The 25,636-nt window shown below is 64.3% G+C and carries 23 protein-coding genes and 2 riboswitches; of the genes, 12 read left to right on the forward strand and 11 right to left on the reverse strand.

Annotated elements, in window-relative coordinates; translation table 11 throughout:
* Positions 1-7 precede the first annotated feature (7 nt).
* Positions 8-1,480 carry a cardiolipin synthase gene (cls, locus tag QF015_RS12620; RefSeq protein WP_310211012.1) on the reverse strand — a complete coding sequence of 491 codons (1,473 nt, stop codon included), beginning with the start codon at positions 1,478-1,480 and terminating at the stop codon, positions 8-10.
* Between the two features lie 87 nt (positions 1,481-1,567).
* Here cls and QF015_RS12625 point away from each other — a divergent pair, with 87 nt between their 5' ends.
* Entirely contained in the window at positions 1,568-2,509 is a 942-nt protein-coding gene (locus tag QF015_RS12625) for an aminodeoxychorismate lyase (RefSeq protein WP_310211015.1), read from the forward strand.
* 266 nt (positions 2,510-2,775) lie between these two features.
* Positions 2,776-4,230, forward strand: coding sequence for an amino acid permease (locus QF015_RS12630; protein WP_310211018.1), 1,455 nt, complete (start codon positions 2,776-2,778; stop codon positions 4,228-4,230).
* A gap of 115 nt (positions 4,231-4,345) precedes the next feature.
* Here the strand turns inward: QF015_RS12630 and QF015_RS12635 are convergent, their stop codons facing one another.
* From QF015_RS12635 to QF015_RS12650, 4 genes are all read right to left on the reverse strand, one after another.
* The gene (locus QF015_RS12635) at positions 4,346-4,828 is read right to left on the reverse strand and encodes a carboxymuconolactone decarboxylase family protein (protein ID WP_310211021.1); all 483 of its coding nucleotides are present in this window, start codon (positions 4,826-4,828) and stop codon (positions 4,346-4,348) included.
* Between the two features lie 112 nt (positions 4,829-4,940).
* The gene (locus QF015_RS12640) at positions 4,941-5,996 is read right to left on the reverse strand and encodes a PLP-dependent cysteine synthase family protein (RefSeq protein ID WP_429389402.1); all 1,056 of its coding nucleotides are present in this window, start codon (positions 5,994-5,996) and stop codon (positions 4,941-4,943) included.
* Positions 5,990-7,594, reverse strand: a complete 1,605-nt coding sequence (locus tag QF015_RS12645; RefSeq protein ID WP_429389404.1) for an aromatic amino acid ammonia-lyase — start codon at positions 7,592-7,594, stop codon at positions 5,990-5,992. Before QF015_RS12645 ends, QF015_RS12640 begins: the two co-directional genes overlap by 7 nt.
* Complete coding sequence (locus QF015_RS12650; RefSeq protein ID WP_310211269.1) at positions 7,594-8,922, reverse strand: NtaA/DmoA family FMN-dependent monooxygenase; 1,329 nt, start codon at positions 8,920-8,922, stop codon at positions 7,594-7,596. Before QF015_RS12650 ends, QF015_RS12645 begins: the two co-directional genes overlap by 1 nt.
* A gap of 153 nt (positions 8,923-9,075) precedes the next feature.
* Between QF015_RS12650 and QF015_RS12655 the strand changes: the two genes are divergently transcribed.
* The 5 genes from QF015_RS12655 (at position 9,076) to QF015_RS12675 (ending at position 13,496) form a co-directional block, all read left to right on the forward strand.
* Positions 9,076-10,779, forward strand: a complete 1,704-nt coding sequence (locus tag QF015_RS12655; RefSeq protein ID WP_310211032.1) for a SulP family inorganic anion transporter — start codon at positions 9,076-9,078, stop codon at positions 10,777-10,779.
* 87 nt (positions 10,780-10,866) lie between these two features.
* Positions 10,867-10,978: riboswitch (SAM riboswitch) on the forward strand.
* Positions 10,979-10,991: 13 nt separating this feature from the next.
* On the forward strand, positions 10,992-11,258 hold the full coding sequence (locus tag QF015_RS12660) for a DUF1737 domain-containing protein (RefSeq protein WP_310211037.1): 267 nt from the start codon (positions 10,992-10,994) through the stop codon (positions 11,256-11,258).
* Positions 11,255-11,665 carry a rhodanese-like domain-containing protein gene (locus tag QF015_RS12665; protein ID WP_429389406.1) on the forward strand — a complete coding sequence of 137 codons (411 nt, stop codon included), beginning with the start codon at positions 11,255-11,257 and terminating at the stop codon, positions 11,663-11,665. The genes QF015_RS12660 and QF015_RS12665 overlap by 4 nt, the downstream gene beginning before the upstream one ends.
* Positions 11,666-12,874, forward strand: coding sequence for an O-succinylhomoserine sulfhydrylase (locus QF015_RS12670; protein WP_310211041.1), 1,209 nt, complete (start codon positions 11,666-11,668; stop codon positions 12,872-12,874).
* Positions 12,875-12,884: 10 nt separating this feature from the next.
* Positions 12,885-13,496 carry a hypothetical protein gene (locus QF015_RS12675; protein ID WP_429389407.1) on the forward strand — a complete coding sequence of 204 codons (612 nt, stop codon included), beginning with the start codon at positions 12,885-12,887 and terminating at the stop codon, positions 13,494-13,496.
* On the opposite strand, the gene QF015_RS12680 is transcribed toward QF015_RS12675, so the two are convergent.
* The gene (locus QF015_RS12680) at positions 13,483-14,679 is read right to left on the reverse strand and encodes a glutamate--cysteine ligase 2 (protein ID WP_429389409.1); all 1,197 of its coding nucleotides are present in this window, start codon (positions 14,677-14,679) and stop codon (positions 13,483-13,485) included. The two genes, QF015_RS12675 and QF015_RS12680, sit on opposite strands and share 14 nt — an antisense overlap.
* Before the next feature lie 40 nt (positions 14,680-14,719).
* On the reverse strand, positions 14,720-16,243 hold the full coding sequence (locus tag QF015_RS12685; RefSeq protein ID WP_429389411.1) for a UDP-N-acetylglucosamine 1-carboxyvinyltransferase: 1,524 nt from the start codon (positions 16,241-16,243) through the stop codon (positions 14,720-14,722).
* A 211-nt stretch (positions 16,244-16,454) separates the two neighbouring features.
* Here QF015_RS12685 and QF015_RS12690 point away from each other — a divergent pair, with 211 nt between their 5' ends.
* Positions 16,455-17,420 carry a WXG100 family type VII secretion target gene (locus QF015_RS12690; RefSeq protein WP_310211051.1) on the forward strand — a complete coding sequence of 322 codons (966 nt, stop codon included), beginning with the start codon at positions 16,455-16,457 and terminating at the stop codon, positions 17,418-17,420.
* Between the two features lie 125 nt (positions 17,421-17,545).
* Entirely contained in the window at positions 17,546-17,896 is a 351-nt protein-coding gene (locus QF015_RS12695; RefSeq protein ID WP_429389413.1) for a hypothetical protein, read from the forward strand.
* A gap of 13 nt (positions 17,897-17,909) precedes the next feature.
* Here QF015_RS12695 and QF015_RS12700 read toward each other — a convergent pair whose 3' ends face one another.
* Positions 17,910-18,644: a siderophore-interacting protein gene (locus QF015_RS12700; RefSeq protein ID WP_429389415.1), complete on the reverse strand. Its 735-nt coding sequence runs from the start codon at positions 18,642-18,644 to the stop codon at positions 17,910-17,912.
* Between the two features lie 101 nt (positions 18,645-18,745).
* Between QF015_RS12700 and QF015_RS12705 the strand changes: the two genes are divergently transcribed.
* The gene (locus tag QF015_RS12705) at positions 18,746-20,869 is read left to right on the forward strand and encodes a penicillin acylase family protein (protein WP_429389417.1); all 2,124 of its coding nucleotides are present in this window, start codon (positions 18,746-18,748) and stop codon (positions 20,867-20,869) included.
* Positions 20,870-20,923: 54 nt separating this feature from the next.
* Complete coding sequence (locus QF015_RS12710; RefSeq protein ID WP_429389419.1) at positions 20,924-21,523, forward strand: GNAT family N-acetyltransferase; 600 nt, start codon at positions 20,924-20,926, stop codon at positions 21,521-21,523.
* Here QF015_RS12710 and QF015_RS12715 read toward each other — a convergent pair.
* The 3 genes from QF015_RS12715 to QF015_RS12725 are packed head-to-tail and all read right to left on the reverse strand — an operon-like array spanning position 21,520 to position 24,490.
* Entirely contained in the window at positions 21,520-22,314 is a 795-nt protein-coding gene (locus QF015_RS12715) for an energy-coupling factor transporter transmembrane component T family protein (protein ID WP_429389421.1), read from the reverse strand. The two genes, QF015_RS12710 and QF015_RS12715, sit on opposite strands and share 4 nt — an antisense overlap.
* On the reverse strand, positions 22,311-23,870 hold the full coding sequence (locus QF015_RS12720) for an ABC transporter ATP-binding protein (protein WP_429389423.1): 1,560 nt from the start codon (positions 23,868-23,870) through the stop codon (positions 22,311-22,313). Before QF015_RS12720 ends, QF015_RS12715 begins: the two co-directional genes overlap by 4 nt.
* On the reverse strand, positions 23,870-24,490 hold the full coding sequence (locus QF015_RS12725) for an ECF transporter S component (protein WP_429389425.1): 621 nt from the start codon (positions 24,488-24,490) through the stop codon (positions 23,870-23,872). The genes QF015_RS12720 and QF015_RS12725 overlap by 1 nt, the downstream gene beginning before the upstream one ends.
* Before the next feature lie 78 nt (positions 24,491-24,568).
* Positions 24,569-24,705, reverse strand: a riboswitch (TPP riboswitch).
* 229 nt (positions 24,706-24,934) lie between these two features.
* Between QF015_RS12725 and QF015_RS12730 the strand changes: the two genes are divergently transcribed.
* A complete protein-coding gene (locus QF015_RS12730; protein ID WP_429389427.1) occupies positions 24,935-25,618 on the forward strand; it encodes an NUDIX hydrolase in 684 nt (227 codons plus the stop codon).
* The last annotated feature ends 18 nt before the right edge of the window (positions 25,619-25,636 follow it).

Genomic DNA, 25,636 nt, shown 5'->3' on the forward strand with positions numbered 1-25,636 from the left:
TGGAGGACTACTGGAGCGTCGCCGTCAATCTGGCCACGTTGTCCACATACTTGGCCAACGGGGGCCTATCCATCCAGTCATCCAGCATAAGCTCACGGGACACCTCGCGATACGTGGATTCCACGGCCCGCATGAGGTTTACCGTTTCGGCGCCGAGAAGCATCACCGAAACCTCCATGTTCAGGGAGAAGGAGCGCATGTCCATGTTGCTGGAACCAAGAACGGCCACTTCGTCGTCGATAGTGAAGTGCTTGGCGTGGAGGACGTACGGCGCCCGGTACAGGTAGATTCGGACGCCGGCCTCCAGCAGGGCTTCGTAGTAGGAGCGCTGGGCGTGGTGGACCAGGAACTGGTCGCCCTTTTCGGAGACGAAGAGTTCCACGTCAACACCTCGCTGGGCTGCGGTGGTGATGGCATAAAGCAGGGAATCGTCGGGAACGAAGTACGGGCTGCAGATGGAGATCCGGTGCTGCGCCGAGTAGATCAGGGTATTGAACAACCGCAAATTGTTCTCGGTTGCGAACCCTGGACCGCTCGGCACTACCTGGGCCGTGACACTGCCGGGAGCAGGCAGTGCAGGCAGGCGCAGTTGGTCTTCCAGGGATTCGTCCGTTTCACTGAGCCAGTCCGTGGCGAACACGACGTTCAGGGTGGCCACAATCGGCCCCTCAAGCCGTGACATGAGCTCAACCCATTTACGGCCCACCTTGTGGTGCTTGGGGTTGTTGTAGGAGGGCTCAATCAGGTTCTGCGAGCCGGTGAAGGCAACCTCACCGTCGATCACCATAATCTTGCGGTGGTTCCTGAGGTCCGGGCGGCGCCATTGACCGTGAATCGGCAGCAGCGGCAGCATCCGCTTCCATTGGATCTTGCCTGCCTTGAGCCTGCGGATCAGGCGGCGGTATCCCTTGACGCGCAGTGTTCCAATGTGGTCGAAGAGCAGCCTGACGGTCACACCGCGGTCAGCCGCCTTCTCCAGCTCTGTCAGCAAATCGTCCGTCACGGAATCGCTGCTCATGATGTAGAACTCGGCGTTGACGTAGCTCTTGGCGCCCTTGACGGCCTCGGCCATGGCTTTGATCGACTCTTCGTAGCCGGGGATCAACTCAACCTTGTTGCCGTCGACCATGGGCAGCGACCCTAGCCTGTGGTTAAGCTCACCCGCCGACTTGACCCATTCCGGTCCGGAATAGACGCTCACGGGATCCGCAAGATCGGAGGTTACCGCGCGAACCCGGCGATTGACCTCTTCCTGCTGCTCGCGCCTGCGACGGGACAACTTGAAGTTGCCAAAGAGGAGGAACAGGACAAACCCGACAGATGGGATGAGGAACACAGCCAGAAGCCACGCCATGGCGGTGGTAGGACGGCGGTTGCCGGGAATGATGCCCAGCAGGACGATGCGCATGATGACTTCCGCAATGGCCCAGGCGCCCAGCAACCAGGTCCACTCCTGGCCGAACGGAAAAGGAAAGAGCACGCGATAACCCCCGGGGTTCCATGAACAACAGTGACCACAGCCTATCCGGCAAAGTCATCAGCAGCGGCCCAGCACTAAGCTTGGACCATGACTTCACCTGCCCCCACGGTCCTCGTTTTCCTGGACCCCGCCTTCGAAAACGGACGTATTGCCGATTCCAGCCAGCCCCAGCTCATGGCAACGGACCTGGGTGCCACACGCGGTGACGGCGTTTTCGAATCGCTCCTCGCAGTCCAAGGCCGTCCCCGCAAAGTCCAGGCACACCTGAACCGGTTGGGCAGTTCTGCGGCGGCCCTTGACCTGGTTCTTCCAGGACAGGACGTGTGGCGCCGTGCCATCGAGACGGCAATCAACGAGTTCCGCGACGTCCACCCGGCTGCCACGCCGGAAGAGGACGAGGTAGTCGTCAAGCTGATCGTGACCCGGGGCGTCGAAGGCGCGGCCAGCCCTACCTGCTGGGTACAGGCTTCGCCCTCCCCCGCTGGCAGCCGCCGACAGCGCGAGACGGGTATCGACGTCGTACTTTTGGATCGTGGTTTCGATACCGAAGCCGGCGAGCGAGCGCCGTGGCTGCTGTTGGGCGCGAAGACGCTTTCCTACGCGGTCAACATGGCTGCACTGCGCTACGCGCACAAACAGGGCGCCGATGACGCGATCTTCACCTCCACCGATGGGCGGGTCCTGGAAGGCCCGACGTCCACGGTGTTGCTGGCACACCTTGAAACGGTCGACGACGGCGACGGTTCCGTCAGGACAGTCCGACGCCTCATCACACCGCAGTTGGATAGTGGCATTCTCCCGGGCACATCGCAGGGCGCCTTGTTTGCCGCAGCGAAGGCTGCCGGGTGGGAACTGGGTTATGGCCCCTTGGAGCCCCAGGACTTGTTCGATGCCGACGCCGTCTGGCTCATCTCCAGCATTCGGCTGATCGCCCCCGTGAATCACATCAACGGCAAGGAAGTTGGCGCACCTGATGTGCGCAAGCAACTCACCGCCGAGCTGAACGAACTGTTCGCGGGGATTGAATAACCCGCTCTTGTCAGTGAAGTTCACCAAGGGAGTTCACTCATGGAGCTCCGCATGGAACCTAACAGATGACAAGTAGAGTAATCGCTCGCGTGACTCAATGATTAGGAAAGCTTGGCCTCGGCCAAGGCCGCCCTGCGCGTCCAATCGCATTCCTTATCCTCCTTGAAATGGTCATTCGTCATGTGATGAATCTTGTTCTCGTGTTAGTTGGATCACGTCCGGCTGGCACTACGTCAAACTTTGCTGGCTAACTTCCCGGAGGGAATATGGGACTCAGCTCCCCCACAGAAGCCGACGCATCGGCAACCGAGGCGCAGTCCCGGACTGGCTCCTCAACCACAGGACTGCGCCGGTCCATGGAGGCCCGGCACCTGGTCATGATTGCCATGGGCGGCGTCATCGGCTCGGGCCTGTTCGTTAGTTCCGGATACACCATCGCCACTGCCGGCCCCTTGGGCGCGGTACTGGCGTTCCTCATCGGCGCCGTGGTGGTCTACTTGGTGATGGCCTGCCTCGGGGAACTCGCTGTCGCGTTTCCCGTTTCGGGCGCTTTCCATATCTATGCCAGCCGGACCATCGGTCCCGCCACGGGATTCGCCACTGCCTGGCTGTACTGGCTCTGCTGGGCGGTGGCGTTGGGTTCAGAATTCACAGCGGCCGGCCTCCTCATGCAGCGTTGGTTCCCAGGCGTCGACGTCTGGATCTGGTGCTTCATCTTCGCCTCGGTCCTGTTCACCCTGAACGCCATTTCATCGCGCGTCTTTGGTGAATCGGAGTTCTGGTTCGCGCTCATCAAGGTCGCCGCCGTCGTCGGCCTGATCATTCTCGGTGGCGCCGCACTGGCGGGCTTCCATCCGCTCGCCGCGGGCGACTACCCCTCGTTCGGCGAGAACTTCACCACGCCGGACGGGCTGTTCCCGAACGGCTTCACCGGTGTGTTCGTCACCTGCCTTGCGGTCTTCTACGCTTTCTCGGGTTCCGAATTGATCGGGGTGGCCGCGGGCGAAACGGCCAACCCGGGCGCAAACATCCCCAAAGCCATGCGAACCACCGTCATCCGGCTCATGATCTTCTTCGTCGGGGCAATCACGGTCATCGCGGCCACCATCCCTTATGAAAAAGTCAGCGTGGATGAGAGTCCGTTCGTCACGGTCTTCTCGATGCTCGGCATCCCATTTGCCGCGGACATCATGAACTTCGTGATCATCACGGCACTGCTCTCCGCCGGTAACTGCGGGCTCTTCTCCTGCGCCCGCATGCTGTTCTCGCTGGCTGACGAGGGCCACGCACCGAAGGCGTTCAAGAAGCTCACCAAGCGGGGCATACCCATGGTTGCCCTCTGCGTGAGCATGCTGGGCGGCCTGGCCTCATTGATCAGCAGCGTTGTGGCGCCGGCGACGGTCTACCTTGTGCTCGTTTCGGTGGCCGGCTTCGCGACTGTCGGCGTCTGGATGTCGATTGTGGCTTCGCACTTCATTTACCGGCGGACTTTCATCAAGAACGGCGGCGATCTCAGCACGCTCCCTTACAAGGCGCCGCTGTTCCCGCTGGTCCCGATCCTGGCGTTCGCCCTGTGCGTGGTGTCGTTGGTCGGCATCGCGTTCGATCCCAACCAAGTGGCGGCGCTTCTGTTCGGCGTTCCCTTCGTGGGGGCTTGCTACGCCGTCTTCTACTTCAAATACGGACGACGGCGGTCGCTCAAGAAAGTGGTCGACGCCTAGGCCCGGGTGGCTCCCTGACCTTCTTTGAAAACCGATCAGCCCCCAGGCAACCTCCCCGGGTTGTTTGGGGGCTGATCTGGTCTGAAAGAGGGTCAGGACGCTTCGGTATGCGGCCCTACTTCTTGGCGGCGCGTACCGGGTGCTCGCTCAGGATCGACAGTCGGTTGAAGGCGTTGATCCCGATGGCAGCCATGCAGAGCACGCTGATCTGCTCGTCGCTGTAGTGCTGCCGTGCCTGCGCGAAGAGCTCGGGGCTGGGCCGTGAGGAGCTCATACGGGTAATCTGCTCGGCAATCTCCATGGCCACCACTTCTGCGGGCTCGAACAGCTGCACCTCCTTGTACACAGCAACCAAGGACAACCGTTGTTCGGTTTCGCCGTATTTCAGGGCCCGACGATGGTGAAGGTCCAGGCAGAAGGCGCAGCCGTTGATCTGCGAGGACAAGTAATTGATGAGTTCGAGCGTCCGGCGGGGGATGCCAAGCCGGTCGGCTTCCTCCACGAGCTGCTGGGAATAGTGGCTCAGCGTTGCGTAGAGATCCGGCTGCTGCTTGTCCAAATAGCCAGCAAGGCGTGGCTGCGTTTCCTGTTCGGGCATGGTTGGAGCTTAACGCAAAGGAGCCGGACACCCTCAAGTGGGAGAGCGTCCGGCTCAAGCCCGCAAGAGGTGAGAGAGCGTCCGGCCCAAGCCCGCAAGAGGTGAGAGAGCGTCAGCCCGGGGCGTCGGCGGCGAGCCGGATGCCGTGCTCCGCCAGCCACACCGGGTTGAAAGCCTTGCTCAGGTAGTTGGTTCCGGCGTCGGGGGCTATGGCCACCACCACTGAACCGTAAGGCGCCGCCCGTGCCACCCGAAGGGCAGCGGCCACGGCGAGCCCCGACGAAGGACCCAACGCGAGCCCTTCCTCGTCGAGGAGCCGGTGAACGGTGGTGTAGACCTCGTCGTTGGGGATGCGGAGGAACCGGTCCACGATGCCGCGATCAAAAGCCTTGGGCCACTCGGGTTCGGGCCAAGAGTTCCCCACGCCGTCCACCAGGATCTCGCCGGGATGTCCGCCACTGTAGGCAGAGCCATAGGGGTCGGCCCCGACGACCTCCAGATGACCACCGGGCCTCAAGGCCGCTACCTGTTCCTTCAGGTACCGCCCGTTCCCGCTGATGGTCCCGCCGGTCCCGATGCCGGCAACGAAGTGCGTCACCAAGCCCCCTGTCTGCTCCCAGATTTCCGGTCCTGTGGTTTCGTAGTGGGCCAGGGGATTCGCCGGGTTGTCGAACTGCATCGGCCGCCACGCACCCGGCGTCTCCGCCGTAATCCGGGCAGCTACGGCACGGGCGTTCTCCGGCGATTCCGACGGCGCGTTCCAGTCCGTCAGGACCACGCGGGCGCCGTAATTGTGGAGGGCGGCGAGCTTCTCCTGCGAAATGGTGTCACCGGTAACCACCACCACGGGGTGTCCGGTCAAGTGGCCAATGAGCGCCAACCCTATCCCCGTGTTGCCCGAGGTACTTTCCACGATGGTGGCCCCGGGCTTCAGCTCCCCGGACCTCTCTGCCGCCCGAACCATGCTGAGTGCGGTGCGGTCCTTGATGGATCCACCGGGGTTCTCGGACTCGAGCTTGACGTGGATGGCGCTGCCCAGGCCGCGGCCCAATGCTTCGAGCTTCACCAAGGGCGTGTTTCCCACTTTGTCCAGGACCGAAGCATCCAGCCCGTCAGGCACCGGGGCCGCCGCGTGCACCCCTTGGTGACGAATCGTCGGATTCACCATGACCCCGTCCCTTCCTCTGTCTCCGGGAAAAGCTGGCTGACGACGTCGCGCAGTGCAGCCCGGGCCCGTTCCACCAGGTCCGGCGCCGAAGGCCTGTCGGCCAGCACGTCGGCGAGCCGGCCCACGACGACGCCTGTCCCCCTCCCGAGGGGCTGCGCAGCTCCCGCTTCGAGCAGCAGGTACGAGGCCGTCAGAGCCTCGATCGTGACGAGCTTCTCCAGGACATCCAGCGACTTCTCGAGTTGCTGCAGAGCCAAAGGGGCAAGTGTTGAGTGGTCCTCGACGTCGGCCGAAAGAGTGGGGGCGCCCAGGGTGGCCGGGGCTGCCAGGAACTTGAGCTCGGCCAGGAGCCCCGCAGCGGAGTACCACAGCAGCCCGGGCAGCTCCTCCTGGGCCAGACCGGGGGCAAGACCGGGACCGGCGCCGACACCGCTCCCTGTTTCAGCTGCCGCCTGTAAATGCCGGGCCCGGATAGCCCGCTGCGGAGGATATAACTTGGCGATGCGCCGTTCACTGGCAATCCCCACATGGGCCAAGGCCAGCCGCAAGCTCTCAAAAGCAAGGGCGAGCTGCATCGGTTGGAAGTTTCCGCCCGACACCATCTGGCCGGAGTCGACATCCACCAGCGGGTTGTCGCCTCGGCCATTGAGCTCCACCTCCAGGGCAACACCGAGCTGCGCCACGAGGGACCGGAAGGCCCCGTGGGTCTGCGGCGCTGCACGGAAGGACAAGGCATCCTGCACGGACACCTCAGGACGGGCACCCTCCAACCACCCACCGCTGAGCAGGCGGCGGACAGCATCAGCCGAATCACCCTGGCCGTCCACCGCCTTGGCCGCCTGGATTGCCGGCGAAAACGGACTGAGGTTACCGCCGCCGTCGTACCTTGCGATGCTCTCCAGCGAGAGGGAAAGCGCGACGTCGGCCAGTCGGGCCAGATGCTGCAACCGGACCAGCGCGAGGGTCCCGGCGCCGACGGAGTATGCATTGGCGCTGACAAGGGCGAGCGCCTCACCGGGCGCGAGGACCAGGGGTTGGAGCCCCGCATCGGCGAGCGCTTTGGCACCCGGCACCAGGGTGCCGTTCGCGTCGATAGCTTCGCCCTCACCGATGGCGACGGCGGCGACGGCGGCCAGCTGGGTGAGGTCTGACGACCCTACGGAACCTTCGCGAGGGATGGCGGGGAGGACACCGCGGTTGAGGAGTTCGGCATAGAAGCCCGCTGTTTCCGGCCGCACTCCCGAGCCGCCCCGGCTGAATCCGATCAGGCGTGCGAGGATCACTGCCCGGGCCGCGGCGCGGTCCAGATATTCGCCCACCCCGCTGTTGTGGTACCTGACCACCTGGACCTGATAGGCCAGGAGCGACTTCTCCTCCACATCCGTGTCCCGACCGGACCCGAGAAGGGTGTTGAGTCCATAGACCCGTTGTCCGGACGCCGCCGTGCGCTCCAGTATTTCCCGGGAACGTCCGATCAAAGACAACGCATCTGGGTTGAGTTTCACGTGGAACGTGAGGTCTTTGGCAGCCAAGGCAACACTTCTCGCAGTCACCGGTGCCGTCCCGAGGAGAAAGGTCCGTGTTTCGGAAGAGACCATCAGAAGTCCAAGAGATTCTGCCGGAACCCACCGTTGCCGTAACTCTTCCTCAACAGGCCGCGGCGACGCAGCTCCGGGGTGAGCTTGTCCAGCACCCCGTGCACCGTCACCGGATCCACGAAGCCGGAGAAGAGGAAGCCGTCTCCACCCACTGCAGAACCGGTCTCCTCCAGGTAGTCGGCGATTTCGTCCGCTGTTCCGATGATCGAGTCGCCGGCACCGCCGCTGCGGGCCTGCAGGATCTGGCGCAGCGTGGACCCTGGGGGCGCGGCCTTGGCAAAGTGTTCCAGCGTTCCCTGGTTGCTGTTGGTGCTCAGCTCGGGAAGGGGCTCGTCCAGGTCGAACTTCTTGAAGTCGATCACGGAAAGGTAGGAGATGGAGTTGAGTTGGCTGTCGATGTCCCGTTGGGTGAGCTCCCGGCGTTGCGCCCGCAATTCCTCTGCCTCGGCGGTAGAGCCAACCACAGTGGGCTTGAGCACGAACAGGACCTTGACGTCGTCGGGGTTCCTGCCGGCTTTGGCAGCCTCGGCGCGGATCGAGTCCCGGTAGGACTTCATGCCGTCGACGCCCCGGGCCAAGGCAATGGCAACATCGGCATGGCCTCCTGCAAACGCCTTGCCCCGAGGCGAAGCCCCAGCTTGAACCAGCACCGGCTCCTCCGGCAAAGGCGCCGTGTTCAACGGGCCCCGCACCTTGAAGAAGTCGCCTTGGTGGTTGATCGGGTGCACTTTGGTGTGATCGGCGAACACGCCGGCGTCAACGTCCTCAATCACGGCGCCTGGTTCCCAGCTGCGCCACAGCCGCCGGACGACGTCGACGAATTCCTCAGCTTTCTCATACCGCAGATCGTGTTCAATCTGCTGGTCCAGCCCATAATTCTGCGCGGCAAGGTCGCTCCCTGAGGTGACCACGTTCCACCCCAATTGCCCCTCGGAGAAGTGCTGCAAAGTGGCCAGGAGCCGGGCAGCTGTGAAGGGCGGGTAGAAGGAGGCGCTGACCGTCGGCACGATCCCCAAGTGTTCGGTGGCAGAGAGAAGGTAGGGAACCAGCGCCAGCGGATCGTGTTTGGGCGCGAACGAAGCATGGGCCAGGGATACCTCGGCCGAACCACCATAGGTGTCCGGCACCGTGAGGGAATCCTCGATGATGAACAGGTCCAACCCGGATCGCTCAAAAGCCCGGACGGCTTCCTGGTAAAGGGCGGGTTTCTTCCAGTCGTAGCCCAGTCCGTAGCCCGGCGTCCCCCATCCCTGAACACCGAATCCGTGGCCCACAAACCATCCAAAATGCAGCATGGGCTTGAGTGTAGAACTGCTCTGTCCGTTCACCACGACCTGATTTCATGCGAAGTTACAGGGGGTCGTACTGGGTCAATTATGCTCCCGGGACGTCACATTTGAACGTCCCCCGGACCGGTCCGGATTTCCACATACGGCGTTCGCCGTGTTCCGCAAAGAGCAGGGGTCGGGAATGATCGCAGTATGAGTGCAGCAACCACCCGTCCTTCAGCCAAGGACCGGCTATCCGGCGTCTGGGCCCTCAAGGGCTACCAGCGTGAATGGTTGCGGCACGACATCATCGCCGGTGCCGCACTGTTCGCCCTCCTGGTGCCGGCGGGGATGGCCTACGCGCAGGCCGCCGGGCTTCCTCCCGTCACCGGGCTCTACGCGACTGTCATCCCGCTTCTCGTGTATGCCGTCGTCGGGCCTTCCCGCATCCTGGTCCTCGGCCCCGACTCGGCTCTCGCCCCGCTGATCGGAGCGGCGGTCATCCCCCTGGCGGCGGGCGGCAGCGACAAGATCGTGGCCCTGGCAGGGCTCCTGGCGTTGCTGGTTGGCGCCATTATGCTGGCCGGTTCCGCACTGAGGCTGGGTGCGATCACCGGCCTGTTGTCCAAACCGATCCGGCTCGGGTACCTGAACGGGATCGCGCTGCTGGTGGCGCTGTCGCAATTGCCGGCGTTCCTGGGAATAGAGGCCGACGGCGATATCTGGCAAAAGCTCGCTAAGGTCACCACCGGGGTAATCACTGGTGGGGTCAACCTCTCCGCGCTGCTGGTGGGAGTGGGTTCGCTGGCGCTCATCTGGATCCCGAGGTTCCTGAAGTGGAAGGTGCCTGGCGTTTTGTTGGCGGTGGTTGGCTCCTGCGTGGTGACGGCGCTCTTCGACCTTGACGACGACCTGAAGGTCACGGGGGTTCTCCCCCAGGGCCTGCCCATGCCCGCACTCGACGGCATCGGCTGGGTGGACGCCCTGACTCTGCTCCCGGCCGCGGCGGGCATTGCCCTCATGGCCTTCGCAGATACTGGCGTCCTCTCCCAAACCCTGGCCGCCAAGGAAGGCAAGCGGGTGTCCGGCAACAGGGAGATGGCAGCGCTCGGGGCGGCAAACGCTGCCACAGGATTGCTCGGTGGATTCCCCATCTCCGGAAGCGCCTCCCGGACACCGGTGGCAGTAGACGCCGGAGCCAAGTCGCAACTGACCGGTGTCGTGGGAGCAGCCTTGGTGCTGGCGTTCATGCTGCTGGCTCCGGGAGTGACCGGATACCTGCCCTCGGCGACCCTGGCCGCCGTCGTCATTGCCGCAGCAATCGCCCTGGCAGATCCGGCCGGCGTCAAAAGACTCCTGGGCATGAGCCGAAGCGAGTCCGTAGTGATGCTGGTGGCATTCCTGGGGGTCCTGACAGTGGGTGTCCTCCAAGGAATAGTGGTAGCCATTGCCTTGGCCCTCCTGGATTTCGTCCGTCGGGCGTGGGATCCGTATCGCACCGAACTCGGCACAGAAGAAGGCGTCCCCGGCTACCACGACCTCGAACGGCACCCCGAAGGCAAACGCATCCCCGGGCTGTTGATCCTCCGCTTCGATGCACCCCTGTTCTTCGGCAACGGGCACGTTCTGGCCAGCTTCGTGAGGGAACAACTGGATGAGGCCCCCGACGAAGCCGCGGATCCCGTAGGCCACGTCATCCTTGCCGCAGAACCCATCACCGGGATCGACACCACGGCCTTGGACGATCTGGTCACCCTGGACGAATGGCTGGCCAGCAAAGGAGTGGACTTGGTGTTCGCCGAGCTCAAAGGGCCGGTGAAGGACACGTTGCTCCGTCTTGGCACGGCGGCCCGTTTCACGCCGGACCATTTCTTCCCGACCGTCGGGGCTGCGGTGCGGGCCCTGAAGGACCACTAGCCGATGCAGCCGCCGATTACGCAACATGACGACGCTGCAACCGCCTGCAAGTGCAGCCCGATGCCCGTGGATGTTACGTTTTTCTTGAGTAATGAGTACCAGCGCAAAGCCCTGACTTGCTGGTCGGCAACCCTCTCTCCGGCGGGGTGCCTCAGGTGACTACTCGGCGTATCGACACTTCGAACTGCAAGCGTGACTGAGGAGCACCAGCAATGCCTGAACCCACTGAAGAAAAACTCTCATACCGCCTGATTACAGGCCCGGATAACCGTGAATTCTGCGAGCGTATCCACAACTCCCTCGCCGAGGGCTATGTGCTCCATGGCAGCCCGGCCGCGACCTTCAACGGCACGGACGTCATCGTTGCCCAGGCCATCGTGCTCCCCGCCGCGATCGCCAACGCTGATGCCGCCGTCGCCAATGCCGTAGACCAGCTGGAAAACGACGACGACCAGGAAGCATTCGAGGGCCACGCATGAGCTACGCAGGCGACCTGACCCCGCAGGACGCGTGGGCCAAGCTCGAAAAGGGCGCCATTTTGGTGGATGTCCGCACCGAAGCCGAATGGGCCCACATCGGCATCCCCGACACCAAAGCCACCGAGAACGATCCCCTGTTCATCCAGTGGAACCTCGCCGGTGGCATCCCGAACTCCCGCTTCATCGACGATCTGCAGCAGCAGGCACCCGAGGATGACGCCGTGGAGCTCGTCTTCATCTGCCGTTCCGGACAGCGTTCCATCTCGGCCGCCGTCGCTGCTACGCAAGCCGGTTTCACCGCCTACAACGTCCTTGAGGGCTTTGAGGGCGAACCGGACCGCTACGGTGAGCGCACCGTCAACGGCTGGAAGAACCGTGGCCTGCCAACGAATCTGGGGACCGAGTAAGTGACTTTTAATCCCGATGCCGCCGGCTGGAGCCCCGACACCCAGGCCGTCCGCGGCGGCCTTGACCGCACCAACTTCCAGGAAACCTCCGAGCCCGTTTTCCTGAACTCCGGATTCGTGTACGAGTCGGCCGCTGCTGCCGAGCGTGCCTTCACCGGAGAAGACGAACGCTTTGTCTACTCCCGCTATGGCAACCCGTCCGTGGCTACTTTCCAGGAACGGCTCCGGCTGCTCGAAGGCGCCGAAGCGTGCTTTGCGACGGCGTCCGGCATGTCCGCGGTGTTCACAGCCCTGGGTGCCCTGCTGGCTGCCGGTGACCGCGTGGTTGCCGCCCGGTCGCTGTTCGGCTCCTGCTTCGTCATCCTCAACGAGATCCTGCCGCGCTGGGGCGTGGAAACGGTATTCGTGGACGGGCCGAATCTGGAGCAGTGGCGTGAGGCCCTTTCCGTGCCTACTACCGCGGTGTTCTTTGAGTCTCCGTCCAACCCCATGCAGGAGATCGTCGACATCGCTGCCGTCAGCGAACTGGCGCATGCCGCCGGGGCGACTGTCGTCGTCGACAATGTCTTTGCCACTCCCCTGCTGCAGCGCTGCGGTGAGCTGGGTGCGGACGTCATCGTCTACTCCGGCACCAAGCACATCGACGGCCAGGGACGTGTCCTTGGCGGCGCGATCCTGGGCACCAAGGAATTCATCGAGGGTCCGGTCAAGCAGCTCATGCGGCACACAGGCCCCTCGCTGTCCGCGTTCAACGCCTGGGTGCTGACCAAGGGCCTGGAGACCATCGGGCTGCGGGTGAACCACAGTTCTGCGTCCGCACTGAAGATCGCCGAGTGGCTGGAGCAGCAGCCTGCCATCAGCTGGGTCAAGTACCCGCTGCTGAAGTCCCACCCACAGTACGAGCTCGCCGCGAAGCAGATGAAAGCCGGCGGCACTGTGCTGACGTTCGAGCTGTCCCCGTCCACTGGACGTTCTGCCAAGGAGGCCGCGTTCGCATTGCTCGACGGCCTCCGCGTCATCGACATCTCCAACAACCTGGGTGACTCCAAGTCGCTCATCACCCATCCGGCCACCACCACCCACCGGGCCATGGGCCCCGAGGGACGTGCGGCGATCGGACTCAGCGACGGCGTGGTCCGTCTGTCTGTGGGACTGGAAGACGTGGACGACCTCATCCTGGATCTGGAGAAGGCCCTCAAACAGGTCTAACCTTGCTGCCATGAGCGGGAACCACCCCTACCGCCGTGCCGGAGCGACCATCGTTGCCGGCACGGTGGTGTGGTTCGTCGGCATCTCCCCGGTCTCCCGTGTCTACATCACCCCCGACAATGCCGAACGCCTGCGCATGCTGACAGCGGGCCAACGCGGCTGGATCGCGGGGCAACATCTGACCGCTGTGGGAACCGTCGCCGTGCCGGTGGGATTCGCAGCGTTCGCCCGCGCGCTCCCCGGCAAGGACGCCTCGCGGAGGACGGCGGGAAAGTGGGCTCTCGCAGCCGCCGGAGCGTTGCTCGCCGGCGCCCCGCTGTTCGTCTCAAGCCTCGCCCGGCGTGCTGCCGACCTTGAGGGTTTCGCCTACCGCAGGGGCTCAAACGCCCCGTTCCTGGCGTACTCCGGACTCCATGTTGTGGCGCTGGCTGCCCTCGGCGGGAGTCTTTTGTCCCTGCCCACACAACGCTGGATCGGGCTCACTGCTGCAGCCAGTGCGCCCCTTTACGGCGCCATCCTGGTAGCGAAAAAGGACATCCCGCCGTTCGTCTTCTACGCGGTGGAGGGGCTCGTCGGCGCGTACCTGATGATGTGGGAAGACCCGGACGCTAAGGCCTCCTGACCCGCGTCAGCATCGGCGCCGGTTCCCTGTGCGCGTCGGCGGTCGCACCACGCACCGTCATTTTCGCTGCATGGCCCACGACGGCGGCCAAGGCGTCGCTGGTGGGTGGACTGTCCGGCTGGCTCTGCCCGCTGCGTTGCCTTTCGTTGTAGCGGGCAGCGGTTTCGCGTTGTTCGCGGGCACCGTTGCCCCTTCCCAAAAGGTCCGAAATCCCTGCTTTGACCAGCTCCAACTCGCCTTGGTCATCCAGCACCGGGCTCAGGTAGTCCACCAAGGCCCACACGACCTCCGCGGCCGGCAAGGGGCGGAAGTCACCAAAATCCAGGAGATCTCCACGCAACCCCGAGTTGCTCGCCTGCCAACTCGCCATCCGCAGGAGTGCCGTGGGCACTGCGGTGGGCTCAACGCCGTCGAGCATTTCCAAGGAAGCCGTCTCCACCAAGGCGCGGACCAGCACCGCGATCAATGCGGCGTCGTCCGCCCGGAGGCAAACGTCAGCCACGCGGACCTCCACCGTAGGGTGGTCCCTGGAAATGCGGGCATCGAAGTAGATCATGCCTTCGTCCAGGATCACGCCCGTCTCCAGGAGCCGCTTCACCATGCGCCGGTAGGCCGTGAGCGAACCGAAAACGGCCGACGGGCCCGAGGTGGGCCAGCGGTTCCAAGCCTGGGTCCGGTAACTGTCGAAGCCGGTGGGAAGCCCGCGCCAGTAGGGCGAATTGGCGGTGAGGGCCGTCAGAACCGCGAGTTTGTCGCGGATATGGTCCAGCACCACCACACCCTCCTCCGGTGACTCAACCGACGTGTGCACGTGGAAACCGCACGTCAGCTGCTCCGTCGCGATGATTCCGAAGCGATCCAGCATCGCGGCATAACGGGGATCGGGTGTGGTGTGCGTGGCCGAAGCCAGCGGAGAAGTAGCGATCGCCGCAACCCGCGCTCCGTGCTGGCGGGCCGCTTCGTTGGCCATGGCCCGGCCCCGGCGGATCTGCTGCAGGAGGTCACCATGGCTATGGCAAGGACGGGTCTGGGTCTCGATCTGCTCCAGCTTGAGCTCATGACTGAGCCCCGTTCCAGTGGCAGGCTCGCTGTGGCCCGCCAGCAGCGCATCCGCGAGGGCCAGGGGTTCACCCGTCACAGGATCGACGATGAGCAGCTCTTCCTCTACCCCGAAAGTCCGCATGCTCCATTCTGCGTCAGGAGACCGGGTGAGGACAGGGTGACTAGTCCTGGAAGTACTCGATCTTCGCGCCGATGGTGTTCAGTCGCTCGGCCAGGTCCTCGTAGCCGCGCTCAATCACGTAGATGTTGCGCAACTCAGAGGTCCCACGGGCCGCAAGCATCGCCAGCAGCAGGCAGGCAGCAGGGCGCAGGGCCGGTGGGCAGCCGATTTCCGCGGCACGCCATTTGGTGGGTCCGTTGACGTAGATCCGGTGCGGATCCAGCAACTGTACCTGGGCGCCCAGCTTGTTGAGCTCCGTCAAATAGATGGCGCGGTTTTCGTAGACCCAGTCGTGGATCATGGTTTGGCCTTCGGCGTTACCTGCAATCACTGCGAAGAACGGCAGGTTGTCGATGTTGAGGCCCGGGAAAGGCATGGGGTGGATCTTGTCCTGCGGTGCGCGGAGCTCGGACGGCTTGGTGGTGACGTCCACCAGGCGGGTCCGGCCGTTGCGTGCCATGTACTCGCCGGAGATTTCCAGGTTCTGACCCATCTGCTCCAAGGTAGCGAGCTCGATTTCCATGAATTCGATGGGAACCCGGCGGATGGTGACCTCGGAGTTGGTGACGATCCCGGCGGTGATCAGGCTCATGGCCTCAATGGGGTCCTCGGACGGGAAGTACTCGATCTCCACATCAATGGCGGGGCGGCCAGTAATCTTCAACGTGGTGGTGCCGACGCCCTCAATCTCTACTCCCAGTCCCTGCAAGTAGAAGCAGAGGTCCTGGACCATGTAGTTGGGGCTGGCGTTGCGGATTACCGTGGTGCCTTCGCGGTGCGCGGCAGCCATGATGGCGTTCTCGGTGACGGTGTCGCCTCGTTCTGTCAGGACGAAGGAGCGGTCATGGTCATCGGCCGGAGGAGCCGTCACTGAGTAGAAGCCGGACTTGGCCTCGACCTCAAGGCCGAACTGGCGCAGCGCCTGCATGTGGGGTTCCACTGTGCGTGTTCCGAGGTCGCACCCGCCGGCATAGGGCAGCAAATACTCGTTGGTCTCGTCCAGGAGCGGCCCGAGCAGCATGATCACGCTGCGGGTACGGCGGGCAGCATCCACGTCCATCGATCCGAGGTCCAGCACATCGGGCCTGCGGATGCGGAGATCGCTTCCGTTGAGCCAGGTGCATTCAACGCCGATGGACGTCAGCACTTCAACGATCCTGTTGACTTCCTCGATGCGGGCCAAACGGCGCAGCGTGGTGGTTCCACGGTTGATGAGGCTTGCGCACAAAAGGGCGACGCCGGCGTTCTTACTGCTGTTGACGTCCACGTCGCCGGACAGAGTCCGGCCGCCCTCCACGCGGAGGTGCGTCATCTGCGGCTTGCCAACCTTGACGATGGAACGACCGAAAATAGCTTCGAGGCGTTCGATCATGCGCAGGCTCAGGTTCTGTTTCCCCTGCTCCATGCGGGCGATTGCGCTTTGGCTGGTTCCAAGCTCGGTTGCCAGCTGCCCCTGCGTCCACCCTTTTTCGCCACGGGCGTTGCGGAGCAGAAGGCCTACATGTTCGGCGGTAGGTTGCGTCATATCCAAGAAATATCACAGGTGAGCTAGAAATCCAGAACAAATTGCCGTTTCAGCGTCAAGCGTCACACCATACCCGCACTGTGAGATATACAGCACGACGATGGGCCGCATCCCGGGTGAACGCTTTCCCTTAGTCGTCCCAAGGGTAGAGGTCCCCATTGCGGTCCGGGGGACGATGCCAAACCATGAAGGGGAAAGCTCAGGGGGAAACATGCCTTTCTACGGCGCCGACGTCGACCAACTCAATGCGCTCTCCAAGGCCCTGGCCAACGGTGCGTCACTGCTGACCAGCCGGGTCCGCGAACTCGATTCCCTGATCGGCCGGGATTTGGCCGGCCACGGTGGCACCTGGCAGGGCCAGGATGCCAAAAGATTCGCCGCGGATTGGCAAGGCCACCTGCGCCCGCTGCTTGAACGAACCCTGCACGGCCTGGAAGAGGCCTCCAAGTCTGTCCTCGCCAATGCCGACGAGCAATCCTCCGCGTCAACCGAAGGCGGCACCGGCACCAGCAGCGCCACCGGCGGCAACAGCGCCGCCACCAAGACCGCAGCGAGCCCCAGCCCGGGCCAGCCCACGCCCGAAGAAATCCTGGAGCAATACCAGGTCAGCGACGCCGAGACCACCAATTGGCCTGGTGACTGGGACCCCCTGCGCTTCGTCGTCGACCAAAGGGAGGTCACCAAGAAGGAAGCGGAACTCCTCAACGGCCTGGGCCCCTTCGAGATGAACGCCTTCAAGGACATCCACGATGACGCCTTCAGCATCGCCGACGAGCGCTTCCCCAGCGCCGACCGCAACGACGATCAGAACGACGCCTTCCGTCATGCGTATTGGAACGCCCTCATGGTCAAAGAGTTCGGCGCGGACTGGGCTGAGGACTATGCCACGGCCCACGAACAGCTCCCCGGGAACCCGGCACCCCGTGAAGCCATGGATTTGTACAACAATGAAGTGGGCCGCAACGTGGCCATCTCCAACCCGGATGCCAGCGCTGAGGAGCTTGCGGATTTGATCGAGGAAGCCGTGAACCACGGCGATACCGTGGTGGTGGGGCCGGACTTGCTGCCCCACCCGTCCAACGAAGTCCCCATGGACCAAACCGGCGACGCCAATAACGCTCCGCCCATCGACGGCGAGGACCCTGAGTTCAACGACGAGTCGAGGACCACCTCGTGATGGCCCACCGCCAACTACAGGCACGACGGCGGCCGCAAACTTCCGCCGGCCGCGTCGCCCTCGCCGGCCTGCTCTCTTTCATCCTGGCCTGCGCCCTGGCCGCCTGTTCCCTAGGAGGATCCGTGATGCCCGAATCGAATGAGAAGCTCAACAACCAGGTGCTTGAGTCCGTGAAGAACGGCACGGCGTTGAAGTTGGCCGATGCTACAGATTTCGAGTGGGACCAGGCAGGCTTCGTGACGGAGGGAACGCCGGCCAAGGAGATCGAGGCTGCCTTCGGTGAACCCCTCACCAAGGAGAGCCGCTACACCGCGTCACCGGCGCTGTTCGTCTTCTTGAAAGAGGGGAAGGTGGCCAAAGCGATCCGCATCGTCCCGGATGCCTTCTTCGGCGCTGACGCGAAGAAGAAGTACGGCAAGGACGTGGTCCTCACTCCGCCGGAGGGGCAGAAGGGTTTCCTCGCCTGGCGTGAATAGAGCCGGAAGAACCTCAGGCCCGCCAGTACCCCAGCGCATCAATCCTGTGCTTGTCCACGCCCAGTTCTTTGCGCAGGTGCTTGACGATGGCGCGGGTGCTGGACGCTTCGCAGGCGATCCAGAAGAAGTCTTCGCCCAGAGAAACCGTCCCTGCGGTCAGCGCACCGCAGGCTTCCTCGACCAGCGCGGCACCGTCGCGTTTACGCGGAACCCAGGTGACGACGTCGGACGCTGTGGTCCGCAACTCCAGCGAGGGGTCGGCGTCGTGCTGGTATTCGAGCCAAGCCGTCACGGGCGCCGCCCCCGCGGCCGTCACTTCCCGCTCGTCCAGCAGCGAGTTGATGGCCGGGATGGAGGCGGGATCGCCCACTACCCAGATCCGGCGCGGAGCGGGCTGCGGGAACGTGAAGGAACTGCCTTGGACCGTGGCATCGATGGTCTCGCCGGCCTGGACGGTGCGGGCCCAGTCGGCGGCAACCCCGCTGTGCATTGCGAAGTCCATGCTGAACGTTCCCGCCGCCGGGTCTGCGTTGACCAGGGTGTAGGCCCGCTGGTGGGCCTTGCCGGCGTCGTCGAACCACAGCCGGATCCACATGGTGGGATGCAGCCCGCTGCGCTCCAGCAATCCACCGTCGCGCACGTGCACGCGAAAGAAGTCGGGAGTGATCTCCTCCCGCCCGGTGACTTCCAAAGTGAAGTCCTTGGCGCCCATGACTTTCAGGACGACGCCTTCCCAATTGCGCTTCAAGCAACACTCCTTCACGAACGGCCACGATTTGTGAACGGGGCCAAAGCCATTTATCTTGAGCTTAAGTAAGCCTAACCTAAGCTCGAAAGCGGCCAGAGATTATGACGCCTGCCCCGACGCACCCTTCCGCCCCGGCAGGCGGCCCCGGAACCTACCGGGATCACTGGGGAATCCCGCATCTGTGGGCGGACTCACCCGACCAGCTCGCCTTCCTCCAGGGCATGAATGCGGCCACTGACCGCTCCTGGCAGATCGAACTGGAGCGGTGGCGTTCCGAGGGACGCACCGCTGAAGTCCTGGGTGCCGACGTTGTGGTCTGGGACACGTTCGCCCGGCAGTCACGGTTGGATGACACCGCCCGCCGCTGCTTCGATAAGCTCGACCCCGCAACGCAACGATGGTGCGGACAGTATGCGGCAGGGGTCAACCAGGCGCTGGATGACGGGCTTCGCGGCGGCCCCGAGTTCGACCAATCCAGCAGCTCGCCCGAGCCCTGGAATCCGTGGACGCCGCTTGGTGTTTTCCTGGTCCACCACATCCTCTTCTCCACCTTCCCCAACAAGCTGTTCAGGGCCCACGTCGCCCGGACGCTTGGCGACGATGCTGTCAGCCTGTTCAGCATCGAAGCTCCTGTCTGGTCCGGCAGCAACGCCTGGGCAGCACACGGCTCGACGACGGCAAGCGGTCTCCCGCTGATCGCAGGCGACCCCCACCGCCTCATGGAACTCCCCGGGGTGTATCAACAGATACGGCTGGCCTGCCCGGAGTTTGACGCGCTGGGATTCGCCTTCCCCGGCGTCCCCGGACTCCCGCACTTCGCCCACACCGGCCACACCGCCTGGGCCATCACCAACGCGATGGCCGACTACCAGGACCTTTTCGAGGAAGAACTGCGACGGGTCACCGATATCGACGGGGAACGCATCGAGGCGCGCGGAGCGGCAGGTTGGGAAACCGTCGTCGTACGTTCCGAAACCATCACGGTCCGCGGTGGCGAGCCTGTTGACGTGGAGATCATCGAGACGGCGCGCGGACCCATCATCTCGGAAACGCCCGACGGCGGCGCCCTGAGTTTGCGCTTCCCGGCCCGCGTTGAGGGGCGGCTGGGTTTCGAGGCCCTCCTGCCGTTGTTGCGGAGCCGGAGCGTGTCGGACGTCGAAGCGGCCTTCGATGCCTGGGTGGAGCCAGTCAACAGCGTGGTCGCTGCGGACGATTCCGGTGCCGTGCGGCATTTCGTTGCGGGACTGGTTCCGCAACGCAATCCCGCCAACCGGCGTTTGCCCGCTCCGGCCTTCTCCGCCCGCCATGAATGGGACGGCCAGTACGTGATCCTGCCCCGCACGGAAGTTGAGCATTTTGCCGTGAGCGCAAACGACCGTGCAGCTGGAGGTGGCGACGCCGTGGCCATGGAATTCGCGCCTGCGCATCGTGCCCTGCGCATCCGCGCCTTGTTGGAGCTTGCCCCGCCCGGGACGCTGTCCGTGGATGATATGCAGTCCATCCAGACCGATACCGCGTTGGGTCCGTGGCCGTTGTTCCAGTCAATGCTCAGCAGTTTGGACACCGACGATTTGTCCGCCGAAGCCAAGGAACTGCGGACGCTGATGCTGGCGTGGGAAGGCAGGATGGACGCCGACAGCCACCCTGCTGCCGTTTTCGCGGCGTGGCGGGGCGCTGTGGTCCAGCGCCTGGCCCGGCACCACGCCCTCGCCCCGCTGCATGAGCCCACGGGTTACAGTCCCCTGTTCGGGCCCTGGCTGTCGATCGCATCCCGCGTTGGTTTCGCACTGGAGACCCTGCTTTTACACGGTTCCGAGCTCGGCATCAGTGTTGCGACGGAAGCTGCCACAGCCTTGGAGGACGTTGCCTTGGAAGAGTCCATGCTGAACGGCGCGGCCTGGGGCGACCGGCACAAACTCCTGGCCGTCCATGTCCTCCCTGGGGACCTCGCCTCGGCCGCACCAGCCGCCGACCTCAGCGGAGACACCGGATGCGTACTTTGCACGGAAAGCCTCCCCGGTGTGGATGATCGAAGCTTCCGCGGACCTGTGGCCCGTTATGTTTGGGACCTGTCCGACCGGCGCCGGAGCCGATGGATCGTCCCGTTCGGAGCCTCCGGCACACCGGACCACCAGCACTTCGCCGACCAACTCCCGCTCTGGACCGCCGGGCAACTCGCCCCGGTGGTCACTGACTGGGCGGATCTGGCCCAAGACACCCGGTAACCACTCCCGTTCCCGCATTCCTCCGCATCCCACCGCATCCCACCGAAGGAAACCATGACCACCACCACCCAGGACTTCTCCGTCCGCACCACCGTCTACTCCGAAGTCCTCGAAGGATGGGGCTCGCTGCGACTTGTCCCCCTGGTTCCCAGTGAGGACATCGACCTCATCTTCGAATGGGTAACCCAGCCCCGCGCCAAATTCTGGGGAATGACCGAGCACACCCGTGACCATGTCCAGGAAATCTACGAATTCCTTGACTCGTTGGAGACCCACCACGCGTTCCTGGCCATCCTTGACGGCGAGCCGCTGGCCCTCTTCCAGACGTACGAGCCACTGCACGATCCCGTCGGCGAGGCCTACCCAGCCCGCGAGGCAGACATTGGCATGCATTTGCTTTTGGCCCCGGCTACGCGGCCCATCCCGCATTTCACTCCGAGGCTCGGCACAGCACTGATCAAGTACATGTTCAGCCTGCCCGGCAAGGACCGGATCGTGGTGGAGCCGGACTCACGCAACGCCAAGGCCCTGCGCCGTTTGGAAGCAACCTGCTTCGAGTTGGGACCCATCATTCAGCTTGCCGAGAAGGAAGCCCAGCTCGGGTTCCTGACCCGGGCAGGCTTTGACGAGATCCAGGAACAGCAGGCCCGCTAGCGCCAGACGAAGCTCCACGTTCCTGCGCCCACGGCCATGAGCACCGCGCCCGCAGCGATCACCACTCCGCCAAGGACCACCCAGACGTCCAGAAGCGAATAGGTGGACTCCCGCGCCCACGTCCGTTGACCGCCGCCGAAGCCGCGCGCTTCCATGGTGACTGCCAGCCGCGAAGCCCTCCGCACCGCCTGGACCAGCAGCCCGAAGCTCTGGCCGAGGGTGGCCTTCAAGCGCTGGAACGGGCTGCCGTGGGAACCGACGCCGCGGGCACGGCGGGCCATGCCGATGGTCTGCCATTCCTCGGCCATCAAGCCGACCAACCTCATGGCAGCCAGGGAACCCAGGACAAAGCGATGCGGCAACCTTGCTTTCTGCGCCAAGGCATCAGCCAAATCCGTGGGGTCCGTGCAGGTCATCAAGAGGATGGCCGGAACGGCAATCGCCAGACCGCGCATCATGAAACCCAGCCCCAGTTCAAGGGAACCTTCGCTGATGGACCAGAGTCCGACGTCGAGCAGTACAGCTCCGCTGTCCGCCGCCACGATCGCCGTGCTCCAGCCCCCGAGCGCCGCCGCGATGATGAGCGGCCACGCGCGCTGCCACAAAAGTCGCAGAGTAAGCCCGGCCAACGGAAACAATGCCAGCTCCGCCACCAGCGCCGTAGACGCCGAAACCCAGTCGATGGACAGGGCCAGCACCAGGGAAATCAGGAAAACCGACACGAATTTGGCCAACGGGTTGGCGCGGGTCAGAAGGGCTTGGTTTCCTCGGATGGACAGGGAGTCCCTCATGCTGCACCCGCTTCCTGATGGGCCGCTTCGCCCGTGGCCATAGGGCCCAGCCGCAGTTCGGTTCCGCCGAGTACCGTGCTGAACTCCTGGTCGTGGGTTACGGAGACCACCGCGGTACCGGCATCCAGCAACTCCGAAAGGAACGACGCCAGTTCCGCCCAGGTGTTGGCGTCCTGCCCGAACGTGGGCTCGTCCAGGACCAGCACCCTGGGATGTGCAGCCAGCACCGTGGCCACCGAGAGCCGGCGCTTTTCACCGCCGGACAGTGTGTAGGGGTTGGCCTCCACCAGATGCGTGAGCCGCAGCCGTTCGAGGAGTTCGTCCACCCGTTCCTCGCCGTGGCCCAGATGCCTGGGCCCAAACATCAACTCATCCAGGACCTTGCCGGTGACAAACTGGTGCTCCGGTTCCTGGAATACGGTCCCGATGCGTGAAATGAGCTGGTCCGCTTTCCACGCGAACGGGTCGATGCCCGCCCCTTCGGAAAGCTCGACGGCGGCACTCACCTTGCCGTCCACCGGCGCCAGAAGACCGGCCAACGTGAGCGCGAAGGTCGATTTGCCGGCACCGTTCGGCCCTGTGATGGTCAGCGCCTGGCCCGACCTGACCTGCGCACTGATACTGGTTTGGACGGGCACCGGCGGGATGGATTTGAAGCCCTTGCGCCGCGGTTTCTCCCGGGACACTGCCAGGTCCTGGGCTGCGAGGAGGAGCTGGGCGGATCCGGCCTGGCGACGCCGTGCCCGGGTTGCAGGGACGTATCCCGGCACCCAGACACCTGCGTCAATCAACAGGCTGCGGGCCTCCGCGAGCACCTGATCCGGCGGGCCGTCCAGAAGGACCGAGCCGGGCCCCAGGACCACGATCCTGTCCACCACGTCCTTCCACACCGACACGCGGTGTTCCACGACCACCAGCGTGGCTCCGGTCTTATCCAGGCACCGCCGAACAGCATCGCGGACCTCCAGCACTCCGTCCGGGTCCAGGTTGGCCGTTGGTTCGTCCAGCAGGAGCAGGCCGGGTTGCATTGCCAGGATGCCAGCAAGCGCAAGGCGCTGCTTCTGCCCACCGGAGAGTGCCGCCGTCGGGTGATCCAACGCCACACCGCCGCCGGCAGCGGTACGCAACCCAACGTCGTCGAGCGCTTCATGGACGCGGGCCCAGATCTCCCCGCGCGGCACGGCAAGGTTCTCCGCACCGAAAGCGACGTCGTCACCAACCCGCGACAGGACCACCTGCGTCTCGGGGTCTTGCTGCATGAGGCCGGCGCGGCCACGCTGTTCCCGCGGAGCAACGCCGTCGATCAGGAGGGAACCAGACTCGTCCGAGTCGTCTTCCTCGTCACCCAGCACCCCCGCGAGGGCGTGCAGGAGCGTCGACTTGCCGGCACCGGAAGGACCCAGCAGCAGAACCCGCTCGCCCGGTTCAATCCGGAGGTCCAGGCCGTGAATGGCAGGAGCCGATCGTCCGGCATGCCGCCAGCCCCAGCCCTCGGCGGAGATGGCGGCGGGCCGCACCGGGCTGCTGTTCTTGCTGCCGCTCTGCGTGGCCGGCATCAGCTGAAGGCTGGCTCCGACGCGGCCTTTCGCGACGCGAAGGAGCTCAGGACACCGGTCTTGGCCAGGCCGCGGGTGGCGACCCAGGACAGTGCCCCGGCGATGATTGCACCGGAGATGGTGGTGAAAGTGATGTAGGCCAGCTTGTCGATGGCCTCGTAGGCGATGTTCCAGCCCCACGGCAGGAAGGAGTCGTTCAGGCCGCAGAAGAGGCCCGCACCGGCGCCGGCGAGGAGCGCCGTGGGCAGGTTGAACTTCTTGTACCGGAAGGCGGCGAAGATGAGCTCGGCACCCAGGCCCTGAAGGATCCCGGAGATCAGCACGGTGGTTCCGTACTGGGAACCCATGATGAGTTCGCCGGTGGCTGCGACGGCTTCGCAGAACAGGGCGGCGCCGGGCTTGCGGATAATGAGCATGCCCAATACCGCGGGGATCATCCAGCCACCGGCGATCAGTCCGGTGAGCGGCGGGTAGGTCGCGTTCATGGGGATGGACACCAGTGCGGCGCCCTGGGACCAGGCCCAGAAGATCACGCCGCCGGCAATGGCGATCAGGGCCGCCACAACGATGTCTACAACACGCCAGTTATAACTGGTCTTCTTCACGTTTACCGTGGTCATTTTTCTGCCTCCTGAGGTTACAGGAGGGGAAAGTGCTCCCCGGATTCGCCACCCGGCCTGCGCCGCCTGGATCCGGACACTCTGAGAAGCTCGACTCCCTTGCGCCGGTACTAACCGGATCAGGTTCGAGGGTCTGCGGCTGTCCGCACTCTCAGCGCCCTCGCGTCTCCTGCATCTCTGCAAGGTCCGACGGCGGCGCTCCCCTGTCGTTATCAAATCTGCCCTGATGGGCTGGTTCAGTTTACACCTGCCCGCGGGGCGGGCGCTGGTCCATGGTTGGCATGCGGTCACAATCGGGTGCGGCACTGGGCTTGGTGGCGCGCGCAGGTGCGTTGCGAGGCCCGCTCTACACGTTTTCCGACGCGCTTTCCATGCACACCAGGCCTCACAACGGGACCTGAGAGAATGAACCAGCAGACTTCACCGCGGCAAAGGGGCACATTCATGACGGACCACACCAAGCAGGATCCCCCTGCCGACGCCACCGCTGCGTCACAGCCGCGGCTCGCTGCCAGCGTCATCCTGCTCCGCGATGCCCCCGGTGGGCTCGAAGCCTTCGTCCAGCACAGGGTCAGCACCATGGACTTCGCGGCCGGCATGGTGGTCTTCCCGGGTGGCCGGGTGGACGCTGCTGACACGTCAGGCTGGGACTACCCGGCAGAACTGCTTCAGCAGCACGCGGACGCCTGGCGTTTGAGCTCCATTGGCGCGAACGGCAATGCTTCCGCCGGCACAGTCCTCACAGCAGCAATCCGCGAAGTCCAGGAGGAGGCCGGGCTCAGCATCAACGCTGCGGATCTCCGCCCTTGGGCCAACTGGATCACGCCCACGGACATGCCCAAGCGCTTCGATACGTATTTCTACCTCGCCAAGCCTGCCCCGGGGGCTGAGCCGCAGCATCAGACAACGGAGGCCTGGCAGTCGCTGTGGATGCCCGTGCACGCAATCCTGGAATCTGAAGCCGCCGGTGCACTGAAGATGATGCCGCCCACGTATTACCTGCTCAAGGAGATTGCAGAGTTTGAAACAGTGGACGCTCTGTGGTCGGCAGAACACCCCGTCGTTCCGGTGCTTGCCCCCGTGGGATCGCTGGCGGCATTCCTCAAAGAGCGGGAAAGCCGCCGCTGACACAGGAGTCGGCCCCGG

It is taken from the genome of Paenarthrobacter sp. TE4293 (assembly GCF_050435325.1).
Lineage (GTDB): Bacteria > Actinomycetota > Actinomycetes > Actinomycetales > Micrococcaceae > Arthrobacter > Arthrobacter nitroguajacolicus_C.

Coding starts and splice junctions, on each gene's coding strand:
- QF015_RS12625 (WP_310211015.1), top strand. CDS start 1,568: ATGACTTCACCTGCCCCCACGGTCCTCGTTTTCCTGGACCCCGCCTTC.
- QF015_RS12630 (WP_310211018.1), top strand. CDS start 2,776: ATGGGACTCAGCTCCCCCACAGAAGCCGACGCATCGGCAACCGAGGCG.
- QF015_RS12635 (WP_310211021.1), bottom strand. CDS start 4,828: ATGCCCGAACAGGAAACGCAGCCACGCCTTGCTGGCTATTTGGACAAG.
- QF015_RS12640 (WP_429389402.1), bottom strand. CDS start 5,996: ATGGTGAATCCGACGATTCGTCACCAAGGGGTGCACGCGGCGGCCCCG.
- QF015_RS12645 (WP_429389404.1), bottom strand. CDS start 7,594: ATGGTCTCTTCCGAAACACGGACCTTTCTCCTCGGGACGGCACCGGTG.
- QF015_RS12655 (WP_310211032.1), top strand. CDS start 9,076: ATGAGTGCAGCAACCACCCGTCCTTCAGCCAAGGACCGGCTATCCGGC.
- QF015_RS12660 (WP_310211037.1), top strand. CDS start 10,992: ATGCCTGAACCCACTGAAGAAAAACTCTCATACCGCCTGATTACAGGC.
- QF015_RS12665 (WP_429389406.1), top strand. CDS start 11,255: ATGAGCTACGCAGGCGACCTGACCCCGCAGGACGCGTGGGCCAAGCTC.
- QF015_RS12675 (WP_429389407.1), top strand. CDS start 12,885: ATGAGCGGGAACCACCCCTACCGCCGTGCCGGAGCGACCATCGTTGCC.
- QF015_RS12680 (WP_429389409.1), bottom strand. CDS start 14,679: ATGCGGACTTTCGGGGTAGAGGAAGAGCTGCTCATCGTCGATCCTGTG.
- QF015_RS12685 (WP_429389411.1), bottom strand. CDS start 16,243: ATGACGCAACCTACCGCCGAACATGTAGGCCTTCTGCTCCGCAACGCC.
- QF015_RS12690 (WP_310211051.1), top strand. CDS start 16,455: ATGCCTTTCTACGGCGCCGACGTCGACCAACTCAATGCGCTCTCCAAG.
- QF015_RS12695 (WP_429389413.1), top strand. CDS start 17,546: ATGCCCGAATCGAATGAGAAGCTCAACAACCAGGTGCTTGAGTCCGTG.
- QF015_RS12705 (WP_429389417.1), top strand. CDS start 18,746: ATGACGCCTGCCCCGACGCACCCTTCCGCCCCGGCAGGCGGCCCCGGA.
- QF015_RS12710 (WP_429389419.1), top strand. CDS start 20,924: ATGACCACCACCACCCAGGACTTCTCCGTCCGCACCACCGTCTACTCC.
- QF015_RS12715 (WP_429389421.1), bottom strand. CDS start 22,314: ATGAGGGACTCCCTGTCCATCCGAGGAAACCAAGCCCTTCTGACCCGC.
- QF015_RS12720 (WP_429389423.1), bottom strand. CDS start 23,870: ATGCCGGCCACGCAGAGCGGCAGCAAGAACAGCAGCCCGGTGCGGCCC.
- QF015_RS12725 (WP_429389425.1), bottom strand. CDS start 24,490: ATGACCACGGTAAACGTGAAGAAGACCAGTTATAACTGGCGTGTTGTA.
- QF015_RS12730 (WP_429389427.1), top strand. CDS start 24,935: ATGACGGACCACACCAAGCAGGATCCCCCTGCCGACGCCACCGCTGCG.